General features: G+C 67.5%; 13 protein-coding genes. 2 read left to right on the top strand and 11 right to left on the bottom strand.

The window, feature by feature from the left end; genetic code table 11:
* Positions 1–198 precede the first annotated feature (198 nt).
* Entirely contained in the window at positions 199–456 is a 258-nt protein-coding gene (locus Q0309_RS12935) for a type II toxin-antitoxin system Phd/YefM family antitoxin (RefSeq protein ID WP_299441659.1), read from the top strand.
* 212 nt (positions 457–668) lie between these two features.
* Here the strand turns inward: Q0309_RS12935 and Q0309_RS12930 are convergent, their stop codons facing one another.
* The 11 genes from Q0309_RS12930 to rpiB form a co-directional block, all read right to left on the bottom strand.
* On the bottom strand, positions 669–2,789 hold the full coding sequence (locus tag Q0309_RS12930) for a sodium-translocating pyrophosphatase (protein ID WP_299441656.1): 2,121 nt from the start codon (positions 2,787–2,789) through the stop codon (positions 669–671).
* Positions 2,790–3,055: 266 nt separating this feature from the next.
* On the bottom strand, positions 3,056–3,553 hold the full coding sequence (locus Q0309_RS12925; RefSeq protein ID WP_299441653.1) for a hypothetical protein: 498 nt from the start codon (positions 3,551–3,553) through the stop codon (positions 3,056–3,058).
* A gap of 57 nt (positions 3,554–3,610) precedes the next feature.
* Entirely contained in the window at positions 3,611–4,597 is a 987-nt protein-coding gene (thiL, locus tag Q0309_RS12920; protein WP_299441650.1) for a thiamine-phosphate kinase, read from the bottom strand.
* A 28-nt stretch (positions 4,598–4,625) separates the two neighbouring features.
* Positions 4,626–5,135, bottom strand: coding sequence for a transcription antitermination factor NusB (gene nusB / locus Q0309_RS12915; protein ID WP_299441647.1), 510 nt, complete (start codon positions 5,133–5,135; stop codon positions 4,626–4,628).
* Positions 5,136–5,177: 42 nt separating this feature from the next.
* Positions 5,178–5,633 carry a 6,7-dimethyl-8-ribityllumazine synthase gene (locus tag Q0309_RS12910; protein WP_299441644.1) on the bottom strand — a complete coding sequence of 152 codons (456 nt, stop codon included), beginning with the start codon at positions 5,631–5,633 and terminating at the stop codon, positions 5,178–5,180.
* Positions 5,634–5,635: 2 nt separating this feature from the next.
* Entirely contained in the window at positions 5,636–6,787 is a 1,152-nt protein-coding gene (ribB, locus tag Q0309_RS12905) for a 3,4-dihydroxy-2-butanone-4-phosphate synthase (RefSeq protein ID WP_299441641.1), read from the bottom strand.
* Between the two features lie 5 nt (positions 6,788–6,792).
* The gene (locus Q0309_RS12900; RefSeq protein ID WP_299441638.1) at positions 6,793–7,383 is read right to left on the bottom strand and encodes a riboflavin synthase; all 591 of its coding nucleotides are present in this window, start codon (positions 7,381–7,383) and stop codon (positions 6,793–6,795) included.
* 14 nt (positions 7,384–7,397) lie between these two features.
* On the bottom strand, positions 7,398–8,576 hold the full coding sequence (ribD, locus tag Q0309_RS12895; protein ID WP_299441635.1) for a bifunctional diaminohydroxyphosphoribosylaminopyrimidine deaminase/5-amino-6-(5-phosphoribosylamino)uracil reductase RibD: 1,179 nt from the start codon (positions 8,574–8,576) through the stop codon (positions 7,398–7,400).
* Positions 8,566–9,024, bottom strand: coding sequence for a transcriptional regulator NrdR (gene nrdR, locus Q0309_RS12890; protein ID WP_299441632.1), 459 nt, complete (start codon positions 9,022–9,024; stop codon positions 8,566–8,568). Before nrdR ends, ribD begins: the two co-directional genes overlap by 11 nt.
* A 47-nt stretch (positions 9,025–9,071) precedes the next feature.
* On the bottom strand, positions 9,072–10,349 hold the full coding sequence (gene glyA, locus Q0309_RS12885; protein WP_299441748.1) for a serine hydroxymethyltransferase: 1,278 nt from the start codon (positions 10,347–10,349) through the stop codon (positions 9,072–9,074).
* A 129-nt stretch (positions 10,350–10,478) separates the two neighbouring features.
* Positions 10,479–10,967, bottom strand: coding sequence for a ribose 5-phosphate isomerase B (gene rpiB, locus Q0309_RS12880; RefSeq protein ID WP_299441629.1), 489 nt, complete (start codon positions 10,965–10,967; stop codon positions 10,479–10,481).
* A 560-nt stretch (positions 10,968–11,527) separates the two neighbouring features.
* Between rpiB and Q0309_RS12875 the strand changes: the two genes are divergently transcribed.
* Positions 11,528–11,947: a MucR family transcriptional regulator gene (locus Q0309_RS12875; RefSeq protein ID WP_299441626.1), complete on the top strand. Its 420-nt coding sequence runs from the start codon at positions 11,528–11,530 to the stop codon at positions 11,945–11,947.
* Positions 11,948–12,204: the final 257 nt, after the last annotated feature.

Genomic DNA, 12,204 nt, shown 5'->3' with positions numbered 1-12,204 from the left:
GCCGCGGATGAGGTGGTCGATCCCCGACCACCTCGTCGCTGTTCGGGACATGCGGCCCCACAGCACCCCGGACAATCCGGGATGTGGAAGGGGCCGCATGTTTTGGTCTTGGTTGTCCCGCAGCTTGAGATGGACCATTTCATGGTCTATTCTCGTCCGCGTTGGTTTACGAGCACTTGGCCGAACCAGGAGCGTCCGATGCAGGTGTCGGTGACAGACGCCAAGGGCCAGTTGACCGACTTGGTCCGGCGCGCCGAGGCTGGAGACGAGATCATCCTGACCCGTCATGGTCACCCGGCCGTGCGCCTTGTGCCGGTGAGCGCGAAACCGAACCGCGCGACTCGCAAGGCGCTGCTAGACACGGTACGCGCTCATGCCGCCGCCAAGGCCAGCCCCGGCGCCAGCGCGGCCCGGAGCCAGGACTTCCTGTACGGCGATGACGGCCTTCCGGAATGATCGCGGTGGATACGTCGGCCCTGATGGCCATCGTGCTCAACGCCCCTTCTCCCGGACGGACATACAAAGCGTCCTTTGAACGATCCGCACTGGACGGATCGGCAGGTAGAGCCGAATGAAAACGGCGCGTCGGGTCGCCCCCGGCGCGCCGTTTTTCATGCGTGGCCGGGCGGCTTCACACGGAACGCCGCCCGAACCAAGCCATCAGACCGTCACACGCTGTGGGCCATCACGGCCAGCAGCAGCAGCGCGACGATGTTGGTGATCTTGATCATCGGGTTCACCGCCGGGCCGGCGGTGTCCTTGTACGGATCACCCACGGTATCGCCGGTCACCGCCGCCTTGTGCGCCTCGGAGCCCTTGCCGCCGTGGTTGCCGTCCTCGATGTACTTCTTGGCGTTGTCCCAGGCGCCACCGCCCGAGGTCATCGAGATGGCCACGAACAGACCCGTGACGATCACGCCCAGCAGCATCGCCCCCAGGGCCGAGAACGCGGCCGACGGACCGGCGATCGCCTGGATGATAAAGAACAGCACGATCGGCGACAGCACCGGCAGCATCGAGGGAATGATCATCTCCCAGATGGCCGCCTTGGTCAGCATGTCCACGCAACGGCCGTACTCGGGCTTGGCCGTGCGGTCCATGATGCCGGGGATTTCCTTGAACTGACGCCGCACCTCGTTGACGACGGAACCGGCGGCGCGGCCCACGGCGGTCATGCCCATGGCGCCGAACAGGAACGGCAGCAGCCCGCCGACGAACAGGCCGACGACGACATAGGGATTGGACAGCGAGAAGTTGACCTCGATCCCCTCGAACATCGGATAGTCAGCCGGGTTGGCCGTGAAGTAGGCCAGATCGGAGGTGTAGGCGGCGAACAGCACCAGGGCGCCCAGCCCGGCCGAGCCGATGGCATAGCCCTTGGTCACCGCCTTGGTGGTGTTGCCGACCGCGTCCAGCAGGTCCGTGGTCTTGCGCACGTTCTCGTCCAGTTCCGCCATCTCGGCGATACCGCCGGCGTTATCGGTCACCGGACCATAGGCGTCGAGCGCCACGACCATGCCCGCCAGGGCAAGCATCGCGGTCACCGAAATGGCGATGCCGAACAGGCCGGCCAGCATGTAGGTGGAGATGATGGCCGCGCAGATGATGATCGCCGGCAGAGCGGTGGCCTCCATGGAGATCGCCAGGCCCTGGATCACATTGGTCGCGTGCCCCGTCAGCGAGGCCTTGGCGACCGACCGCACCGGGCGGAATTCCGTCGCCGTGTAGTACTCGGTCACCCAGATGATGAGCCCGGTCACCAGCAGGCCGATCACCGCGCACAGGAACAGGCTGAACGGCCCGAAAGTGCTGCCACCCACCGTCCATTCGTTGCCGAAGCCCAACAGCAGAATCGTCATCAGGAAGATGCCGCCCAGCGAGAACAGCGCCGACATCAGGAAGCCGCGATACAGCGCCCCCATGATCTTGGTCGAGCCTTCCTTCAGCTTGACGAAATAGGTGCCGGCGATCGACGCCAGAATGCACACGCCACCAATGGCCAGCGGATAGGCCATCATGGTGGACTGCCAGTCGGTGCCCATGAAGAAGATGGACGCCAGAACCATGGTGGCCACCACGGTCACGGCGTAGGTCTCGAACAGGTCGGCCGCCATGCCGGCGCAGTCGCCGACGTTGTCGCCCACGTTGTCGGCGATCACAGCCGGGTTGCGCGGATCGTCCTCGGGAATGCCGGCCTCGACCTTGCCCACCAGGTCGGCGCCCACATCCGCGCCCTTGGTGAAGATGCCGCCGCCGAGACGGGCGAAGATGGAGATCAACGAGGCCCCGAAGCCGAGCGCCACCAGCGGATCAATCAGGCCGCGCCCCTCGGCACCGGCCATCTGAAGGATCACATAGTAGACGACCACGGCCAGCAACGCCAAGCCAGCCACCAGCATACCGGTCACCGCGCCGCTCTTGAAGGCGATGTCAAGGCCACGGGCCAGCCCCTGTCGGGCGCCCTCGGCGGTGCGCACGTTCGCGCGCACGGAGACGAGCATACCGACGAAACCGGCCACGCCCGAACAGATGGCGCCGAGCGCGAACCCGATGGCCACGGACAGGTCCAGAACGAACATCAGAATCACGAACACGACAATCCCGACTCCGGCGATGGTCAGGTACTGTCGTCGCAGATAGGCCTGTGCCCCCTCCTGCACGGCCCCCGCGATCCGCCGCATCTCGTCGGTGCCGCTGTCGGCGGCGAGGATCTCCCGCACCGTCCTGACGCCATACACGAGCGCCGCCAGGCCGCACGCGATGACGAAAATGTAGAGTACGATCAACATCTTGGATTGCGTCCTTCACTAGAGAGTTTGACCGCCCATCCGGGTCCTGGGCTCGAGTCCCGAACGACCCGCGAGTCCCCGCGACGATCTCCGCATCCCACGCCCACCGGCGTTTTCCCGGTTCGTTATAGTGTTTTTACGGGACGGCAGCCTGCCAGAAGACCCCGGTTCAGGCAACGCAAGACCCGCTTATCCGCATTTTTGATCAGGGCTTTTCGGCGTCGAGCCTCGCCGTGGCGGCCAGTCACAGCGTACCGGCCCGGCGGTCACCGCACATAGGCGATATCGATCAGCACATCGTGCACCACGTCCGGCCCGAGCACCCGGGTCGTCAGGCCATTCACCTTGGCCTTGACAGCTGGCAGATCGACTCGGCCGTCCGGCCCCATCAGGTCCGGCACCTCCCGCATCAAGCCCGTCAGATACGCATCGGTCAGTTCGGGCATCCGGCTATTGATCTCGGACCGCGCGTTCTCGTGAATGTGAAAGCGCAGGCCGAGAACCAGATGTGCTCGCGCCACCCCGCCGCTGATGACCGGCACCGCAAGCTGCGGAAAGGCCATGAACTGCGGTTCCTCGCCAATCACCACCGGCGGCGGCGGCTGGGCCTCGCCCGTGTCCGGCGCGGGCGCCTGCCCCATCAACCCGGCCATGAGCGCGCGCACACCCAGCACGTCCGGGATCACCTGGAACACCGTCAAGGCCCCGACACCACCGCCCAGCACCAGTACCAGCCCACAGACGATGATCAGTATCTTAATCATGAGCGACCCGTCCTTTCGCGCGCGTCCCCGTCCGACCCGGGCGCGCGCCCTGTCACGCTACCAATGATGCCGCCACCCCGCCGTGCCCAAGGGGCGCGGGGTTCCGTCTTCCGACACCAGAGTGACTCCCTGGCCGGCCACAAGGCAACCGATCCGTGTCAACGGCAGGCCGAGGCGCACCCCAATCTCTTGCACCGACGCGGCACGACCCGGCGGCGCCGCGAACACCAATTCGTAGTCGTCGCCGCCGGTCAGGGGGAGGTCGCGCCACGTGGGATCGTCACCGAGGCACCGCCGCGCGGCGTCTGACAACGGCACACGCGCCGCGTCCACGCGCGCGCCACAGCCGCTGGCCAGGCACATATGCCCCAGGTCCGCCACCAACCCATCCGAGATATCGAGGGCCGCGCTCGCGACACGCCGCAGGGCAAGGCCCAGGTCCACCCGGGGACGCGGCACCCGATAGCGGTCGGCCAGGAACGCCGCCATGTCGGGCTCTTCCATGCGCAAGGCGCCCGTCAGCAGTTTTAGCCCCAACGCGCCATCGCCCAGGGTCCCCGACACCCACACATCATCGCCCACCGTCCCGCCGCCCCGCGACAGGTACGCATCGGGCGGCACATGCCCCAGAATGGTCACCGTGAAGCAGGCGGGACCCGGCGTCGACACCGTGTCGCCCCCCAGCAGTCCGATCCCGTAGGTTCCAAGATCCGCGTCGAGGCCGGCGATGAAGCGGTCCAACCAGGCGTCATCCTCGGCCGGAGACAGGGCCATCGACAGGAATACGCCCACGGGCTCCGCGCCCATGGCCGCCATGTCGGACAGGTTCACCCGCAGCGCCTTGCGGGCGACCAGGTCGGCCGGGTCCGCCTGCAGGAAGTGGACGCCGGCAACGACCGTATCGACACTGACGACGGTATGCTGCCCGTCCGGTGGCGGCGGCAGCACGGCCGCGTCGTCGGCCAGGTTCAGCGCCGCCGGATGGCGCCGGGCCAGTGGTGCGAACACACCCGAGATCAGATCGAACTCATCCCGCCGGACCATGCGTGCGTGTCTCCCGTTGTCCGCCGGCTCAGCCGGCGGCGAACGCGTCGGGATCAACCTCCCGCGCGATGCGATCGAGCACCGCGTTGACCAGCCGTACCTCCGGACCGTCATAAAAGGCGCTGGCCAGGTCGACGTATTCGGTGATGGTCACACGGGGTGGGATATCGTCGAGGTGCACCAGTTCGAACACGGCCACGCGCAGAATGGCGCGCACCAGCGTTTCCAGGCGCCCGGCGCTCCAATCGCCGCTCAGGCTGGCGTCGATGGTGCGGTCAAGGTCCGCGAGGTGAGCGTGGGCACCCCGGCCGAGCCGCGTCAGCAGCCCCGTGTCAACGGGTGCCAGCGGCATGGCCTGCTCCCGGGGCTCGAACAGGCCCTCCGGGTCGGGGATGTCGGCCAGGGCCTCCCCGCCCAGGCGGCCCTCCAGCACCTCGCGCAGCACGTCGTCGATCCGGACGTCCCCGACCGAGACGGCATACAGGGCCTGAACGGCGGCCAACCGGGCGGCGCTGCGACGCCGGGCGCTGTGCGACATCGGTTCGTGTGATCCCATTGATGGGCGGGGGCGAACGCCCGCCTACAACCCCATCTCGCGCTTGACCTCGATCATGCGCAGGCAGGTGCGGGCGGCCTTGCCGCCCAGGTTCTTGCCGTCGGGGCGGGACCGCTCCAACGCCAACTCGCGCGTCGGACAGGCCAGGATCGCGTTGCCGAGCGCCAACGAGTAATCAATCACCAGCCGGCTGACCCCGCCCATCGCCTCGCGGCACACGTGCTCGTAGTGGTCCGTCTCGCCCTTGATGGCGCAGCCCAGCACGACGTAGCCCGAATACCGGTGGTCCGTCGCCCGGAATTCCATGGTCCGCACCGCATAGCGGATGACCGCCGGAATCTCCAGGATGCCCGGGACGATGACCCGTTTGTATCCGGCCCCGCGCGCGGTCAACTCCTGCACGCAGCCGCGCACCAGGTTGTCGGTGATGTCCTCGTAGAACCGGGCCTCGATAATCAGGATCCGGGCGCCTTCTGGCATGATCAGGTCCCTCCCACACCGGGAATCGATCTTTGCTCAACCACGCGCAGACCATAGCCGTCAAGGGCAATGATGGTCCGATGCGTATTGGAGAGCAGAATCATGTCCCGCACCCCCAGATCCAGCAGGATCTGGGCCCCCACGCCATAGTCCACGAGCCGCCCGGCTTCCGGCCCACCGTCCAGCTTGGCGCGGACGCGGTTGCTCAGCGCCGCGTGGTGCGGCTCGCGGATCAGCACGATGATGCCGGAGCCGTGCGCGCCGATGGCCTCCATGGCGGTGTGCAGGGTCTCGCCCTTGCCGCTGTCGGAATCGTGCAGCACGTCGTCCAGTACGTTCAACGCGTGCACCCGCACCAGAACCGGCTGGGTGGGGTCGATCCGGCCCTTCACCAGGGCCAGATGTTCCGCATAGGCGACGGTGTTGACGTACACCACAAGGCGCCAGTCGCCGCCGTAGTCCGAATGGAAGTCGGTTTCGATCTCGCGGCGCACGATCCGTTCCGTCCGCCGCCGGTGGGCGATCAGGTCGGCAATCGTACCGACCTTCAGGCCGTGCATCTGCGCGAAGGCGACCAGATCCGGCAGGCGCGCCATCGAGCCGTCGTCGTTCATGATCTCGCAAATCACGCCGGCGGGGATCAGGCCGGCCAGGCGGGCGACATCGACGGCGGCCTCGGTATGCCCCGCGCGCACGAGGATGCCGCCCTCCCGCGCCATCAACGGAAAGACATGCCCGGGCGTGGCGATGTCGTGCTTGCCCTTTGACGGATCAATGGCCACGGCAATGGTGTGGGCGCGGTCGGACGCGGAAATGCCGGTCGTCACGCCCTCCTTGGCCTCGATGGAATAGGTGAAGGCCGTGCCGTGGCGGCTGCTGTTCTGTTGCGGCATCAGCGGCAGGCCGAGTTCATGGCAGCGGTCGCCGGTCATGGCCAGACAGATCAGCCCGCGCCCGTACTTGGCCATGAAATTGATGGCATCGGGCGTGGCCATCTGCGCCGGGATGACCAGATCGCCTTCGTTCTCCCGGTCCTCGTCGTCGACCAGGATGAACATGCGCCCGTTGCGGGCGTCCTCCAGGATCTCCTCGGGGGCCGCGAGAAACTCCCGGAACCCGACGCGCGTGGTGGCCGCCTCCTCGTTCGCGTCCACGGCCGCTACTCCCGCGTGTCCAGGAGGCGCGCCACATACCGGGCCAGCATGTCGATCTCCAGGTTCACCGCATCACCGACGGTCAATCCGCCGAAGGTGGTGACGGCCAGGGTGTGGGGAATGATGTTGACGCCGAAGCGCCGGTCCTCGACCTCATTGACGGTCAGCGACACGCCGTCCAGGGCCACCGAACCCTTGCCGGCGATGTAGCCCTTCAGGTCCTCGGGAACCTCGAACACGAAGCGGGTGGAGTCCCCCTCGGGATGCCGCTCGATCACCGTGGCGACGCCGTCCACATGGCCCGAGACGATGTGCCCGCCCAGTTCGGCGCCCAGGGCCAGCGCCCGTTCCAGGTTCACGGGCGTACCCTCGACCCAGCGACCCAGCGTGGTCTTGGACAGGGTCTCGCCCGAGACCTGAACGGCGCACCAGTCCGATCCGGTCTCGATCACCGTGAGACAGCAGCCATTGCAGGCGATGGAGGCACCGAGGTCTATGGTGCCGATGTCGTACGCCGTCTCGATCTCGAAACGGGCCTCGCCCGATCGGTCGATGCGCCGCACGCGGCCCAGGTCGGTGATGATGCCGGTGAACATGGGAATCGTCGCCTTCACAAGTCTTGGATGTCACCGCCAGGGCGCGCGTCGCGCTGCACCCGCCGGGCCAGCACCAGGGTATCCGGGCCGAGCGCCACCCGCTCCAGGGGCGCAAAATCGGGGCAATCGGCGAGCCGGTCAACCCCGAAGCCGGCCACGGCGGGGCGGCCGTCGTCGCCCAGCACGCGCGGCGCCGCGAACCAGGCCAGTCGGTCCACCGCGTCCGCCCCCAACAGGGCGCCCATCACCTGTCCGCCCCCCTCGACCAGCAGCCGCGTCAGCCCTTCCGTCCCAAGCGCGGTCAGGGCCGCGCAAAGGTCCACCCGGCCGTCGCGGTCGGCCGCCACCGGCACGACCCGGGCCCCCTCGCCTTCCAACGCCGCCCGCCGGGTGGGGTCGGCGGCCAACGTGCACAGCACCCACAGCGGCACCGAGCGCGCCGAGGCAACAAGCCGCCCGCCCAGAGGCAGCCGAAGTTGGCTGTCGAACACCACCCGCACGGGCGAGCGGTCCTCCACGCCGGGCAAGCGGCAATCCAGCAGCGGGTCATCGGCCAGCGCCGTGCCGATGCCCACGGCGATCGCATCATGCTCGGCCCGCAACCGGTGCCCAAGCGCCCGGGCGCGCGGCCCGGTGATCCACCGGCTTTCGCCGCTAGCGGTGGCGATGCGTCCGTCCAGGGTCGCCGCCGCCTTGACGGTGACCAGCGGCCGGCCGCTGTGGAGGCGCGTGAGAAAGCCGGCGTTGACCTCGGCCGCTTCGTCGGCACGCAGGCCCAGGTCGACGGTCACGCCCGAGTCCCGCAGGCGGGCAAGGCCGCGCCCCGAGACACGCGGGTCGGGGTCCTCCAACGCCGCCACGACCCGCGACACCCCGGCGGCGGCCAGCGCATCGGCGCAGGGCGGGGTCTTGCCGTGGTGGGAACAGGGCTCCAGCGTCACGTAGGCGGTGGCGCCCCGGGCCGCCGGACCGGCCCGCCGCAGGGCCTCGGTCTCGGCGTGTGGGCGCCCGCCCGGCTGGGTCCAGCCGCGTCCGACCACCACACCATCACGCACAAGGACGCAGCCGACGGTTGGGTTGGGCCACGTCCGCCCGAGACCGCGCCCGGCCAGGGCCAGCGCCGCCCCCATGTGGTCGTGGTCATCGCGACTGAACGGCGGGGCGGCGTCGCCCCCCGTGCCCTCAGACGTCATCGCCGCCCAGCTTGCCAACGAAGCTTTCGAAGTCCTTCGCCTCGCGGAAGTTCCGGTACACCGACGCGAACCGCACGTAGGCCACCGGGTCGAGCGTGGCCAGGGCGTCCATCACCATCTCGCCCACCGTGTTGGACGGGATTTCCGTCTCGCCCGAGCTTTCCAGGCGACGCTGGATGGCGTTGACCACGCGTTCGATGCGGTCGCTGTCGATGGGTCGTTTGCGACAGGCGATCTGGATCGATCGGGCCAGCTTGTCGCGATCGAACGGCGCGCGTTGCCCGTTCTTCTTGATGATCACCAGATCGCGCAGTTGCACGCGCTCGAACGTGGTGAACCGCGACTGACAGGAGGGACAAAAGCGGCGCCGGCGGATGGCGGCGCCATCCTCCGTCGGACGCGAGTCCTTCACCTGGGTATCCATGTGTCCGCAGAACGGGCACCGCATGTCCCGTGTCCTCCCTCGCCTGCCCTACCCCCCGATGCGTGTCTCACTCAGTAGATGGGAAAGCGCGCGCACAGCGCCCGCACGCGTTCGCCCACTGCCGTTTCAATGGCACTGTTGTCCTCGGGATGGGCGGCCAGCCCGTCAAGAACCTCGGCGATCAGGTCGCCCACCAGCTTGAACTCATCGGGGCCGAACCCGCGCGTGGTCGCCGCCGGCGTGCCCAGCCGAATCCCGGATGTCACCGTCGGCTTCTCCGGATCGAAGGGAATGCCGTTCTTGTTGCAGGTGATGCCGGCCCGTTCGAGCCCCTGTTCCGCGACGGTTCCGGTCAAGCCCTTCGGCCGCAGGTCCACCAGCATGAGGTGCGTGTCGGTGCCGCCGGAGACAAGGTCGAGCCCATGGCCCATCAGCGTTTCGCCCAGAACGCGGGCGTTCTCCTTCACCCGCCGGCCGTATTCGGCGAAGGACGGCCGCAGGGCCTCGCCGAGCGCCACCGCCTTGGCGGCGATGATGTGCATCAGCGGGCCACCCTGCAGGCCGGGGAACACGGCGGAGTTGATCTTCTTGCCCAGCGCCTCGTCGTTGGACAGGATCAGGCCGCCGCGCGGCCCCCGCAGCGTCTTGTGCGTGGTGGTGGTCACCACATCGGCATACGGCAGCGGGCTGGGATGCACCTTCGCCGCCACCAAGCCGGCGAAGTGCGCCATGTCGACCATCAGCAGCGCGCCGACCGAATCGGCGATCTGGCGGAACCGGGCGAAGTCGATCTCGCGCGGATAGGCCGATCCACCGGCGATGATCAGGCCCGGCTTGTGTTCGCGGGCCAACGCCTCGACCTGGTCGAAGTCGACGCGCGCGTCCTGGCGGCGCACGCCGTACTGAACCGCGTTGAACCACTTGCCGGACATGGCCGGCGCGGCGCCGTGGGTCAGGTGGCCGCCAGCCGCCAGCGACATCCCCAGGATGGTGTCGCCCGGCTTGCACAGCGCCAGCATGACCGCGCCGTTGGCCTGAGCGCCCGAGTGCGGCTGCACGTTGGCGAACGAACAGCCGAACAGGGCCTTGGCCCGCTCGATGGCCAGCGCCTCGGCCTCGTCCACGAACTCGCAGCCGCCATAGTAGCGCCGACCCGGATAGCCCTCGGCGTACTTGTTGGTCAGCACGGTCCCGGCTGCCTCCAGCACCGCGCGCGACACGATGTTCTCTGACGCGATCAGTTCAATCTGTTCGCGCTGCCGGCCCAGTTCGCGGTCCACGGCCCCCGATACATCGGGGTCGGCGTCGGCCAGTCCAGCGGAAAAGAAGGTCTCGATCTCAGAGGTCATGGAGTCCATGAATGATCCTATCCAAAACAAGTGATCGGGAGCCGCGGCGGCGACGGCGGCCGAACAGATGGCCAAGCCCAGCATCGCCACGGCGCCCCGGGCACGCGGCGCCGGCTTGGCACGGCCCGCTTACACCGCCGGCATGGCGCCCAGTTTCTCGACCCGGCGGACGTGGCGCCCGCCCTCGAACCCAACATCAAGGAACGCGTCGACGCATTGCCGCGCCACCTCGGGGCCGGTCGTGCGGCCGCCGAGCACCAGCACGTTGGCGTCGTTGTGTTCGCGGCACAGGCGCGCCCCGGTCACATCGTGGACCAGGGCGGCGCGAATGAACGGATAGCGGTTGATGGCGATCGACGCGCCAATTCCCGTGCCGCACAGCAGGATGCCGCGCGCGGCCCGCCCCTCTTGGATGGATTTCGCCAGCGCGGCCGCGAAATCAGGATAGTCCACGGAGTCAGGCCCGTGCGTTCCCAGGTCCACCGCCTCCAGGCCGCGCGCCGTCACGTGCTCGCGCAGTTGCGCCCGCAGATCGATGGCCCCGTGATCCGAAGCCAGGGCAATGGCATCCGTCACGGCCCGTCTCCTTCCTTTCGTCTCGTTGTCTTTGATCGGCATCCGGCCGGCCCCTGCTCGCGCCCCGTGCACCGACAGGACCGGCGAGTCGGTCAGGTCCTGCTTGCTACCACATCTCGGCCGGACTTGCCAACGCCACACAATTCGTGTCATGCGGCCAGACAGACCCGGATCGCCCCGGCACCGGACCGACCGCCGGCGCCGGACCCGCGCGTTACAACACATACCATGTCCGCTTGAAATTCCAGGACCCCCGCAAAACCGCGCCGGATCGAATACCGAGTCGCCGAAAACGGGCCAACAAACAGCGCGGAATAGGGCCTTTTTGTTGAAAAGCCTCGATCATGATCTCCCTATAGAGGTTTAAAGGGCACCACGCGTTGGCCCGGCACGTGGGATTTTCGACGGACGACCACGCGCATTCATTATTGTCTGGCACCGAAGAGTATAGTATTGAATATTACAGCGTTGCGAAAACGCAATCGGATCGTTCTGAATGCGGTTGCACCTGAACAACACGACCCTGTATAGGCCCGGGCCACGAGCGGGAGGGCACTGCGGGGAAGCGGTCCGCAAACCAACATAGAGAAAGAGATGCAAGCATGACGGAAGACACCAACACCCCTCTGCCCCGGGAGGACATGCTGCGGTTGGCGGTGAATATCGTCACCGCTTATGTGGGCAACAACCCGTTGCCTGCCGGGCAGATTCCGGAACTGATCCAGACGGTGCACTCCTCGCTGAACGGTCTCGGCCAGACGCCCGCCGAAGTGAAGAGCGAGACACAGAAACCTGCCGTTCCTATCAAGAAGTCAGTCTTCCCAGACTACATTGTCTGCCTGGAAGACGGGAAAAAGCTGAAGATGCTGAAGCGGCACCTTCGCACCAACTACAACATGACGCCGGACGAGTACCGGGCCAAGTGGGGCTTGGCGGCGGACTATCCGATGGTGGCGCCCAACTACGCCGCCCAGCGGTCGGAATTTGCGAAGAAGATCGGCCTCGGCCGCAAGCCCAGCTAGAACGGCGCACAATCCTTCAGACGAACGCACACTCTCTGCCGCGACCAGACGACCGCATGGTCGCGGTCTTGTTTCTGGTGCTGCCTTTGTGTGCGGAACGGTGTGTGCGGAACGGTGTGTGCGGAACGGTTCGGGTCGGGCCGTGCCGGCCTTTGGCGAACCCGTCGCGCGGTCTCATACCGGGCGCCCGAAGTCTTGACTCCTCCCCATTCGCCGGGCGCGGTGCCGGCGCGGGAGATCCCTCGGCTCGCCCCCGG

The organism is uncultured Rhodospira sp., from assembly GCF_937138205.1.
In the GTDB taxonomy this organism is placed as follows: domain Bacteria; phylum Pseudomonadota; class Alphaproteobacteria; order Rhodospirillales; family Rhodospirillaceae; genus Rhodospira.
Note: the sequence above shows the minus strand (reverse complement) of the source record. Positions and strands in the feature narration are given on the sequence as shown.

Excerpts from the sequence above, each read along its gene's own strand:
- Q0309_RS12935 (WP_299441659.1), top strand. The coding sequence starts at position 199 with ATGCAGGTGTCGGTGACAGACGCCAAGGGCCAGTTGACCGACTTGGTC.
- Q0309_RS12930 (WP_299441656.1), bottom strand. The coding sequence starts at position 2,789 with ATGTTGATCGTACTCTACATTTTCGTCATCGCGTGCGGCCTGGCGGCG.
- Q0309_RS12925 (WP_299441653.1), bottom strand. The coding sequence starts at position 3,553 with ATGATTAAGATACTGATCATCGTCTGTGGGCTGGTACTGGTGCTGGGC.
- thiL (WP_299441650.1), bottom strand. The coding sequence starts at position 4,597 with ATGGTCCGGCGGGATGAGTTCGATCTGATCTCGGGTGTGTTCGCACCA.
- nusB (WP_299441647.1), bottom strand. The coding sequence starts at position 5,135 with ATGTCGCACAGCGCCCGGCGTCGCAGCGCCGCCCGGTTGGCCGCCGTT.
- Q0309_RS12910 (WP_299441644.1), bottom strand. The coding sequence starts at position 5,633 with ATGCCAGAAGGCGCCCGGATCCTGATTATCGAGGCCCGGTTCTACGAG.
- Q0309_RS12900 (WP_299441638.1), bottom strand. The coding sequence starts at position 7,383 with ATGTTCACCGGCATCATCACCGACCTGGGCCGCGTGCGGCGCATCGAC.
- ribD (WP_299441635.1), bottom strand. The coding sequence starts at position 8,576 with ATGACGTCTGAGGGCACGGGGGGCGACGCCGCCCCGCCGTTCAGTCGC.
- nrdR (WP_299441632.1), bottom strand. The coding sequence starts at position 9,024 with ATGCGGTGCCCGTTCTGCGGACACATGGATACCCAGGTGAAGGACTCG.
- glyA (WP_299441748.1), bottom strand. The coding sequence starts at position 10,349 with ATGACCTCTGAGATCGAGACCTTCTTTTCCGCTGGACTGGCCGACGCC.
- rpiB (WP_299441629.1), bottom strand. The coding sequence starts at position 10,967 with ATGCCGATCAAAGACAACGAGACGAAAGGAAGGAGACGGGCCGTGACG.
- Q0309_RS12875 (WP_299441626.1), top strand. The coding sequence starts at position 11,528 with ATGACGGAAGACACCAACACCCCTCTGCCCCGGGAGGACATGCTGCGG.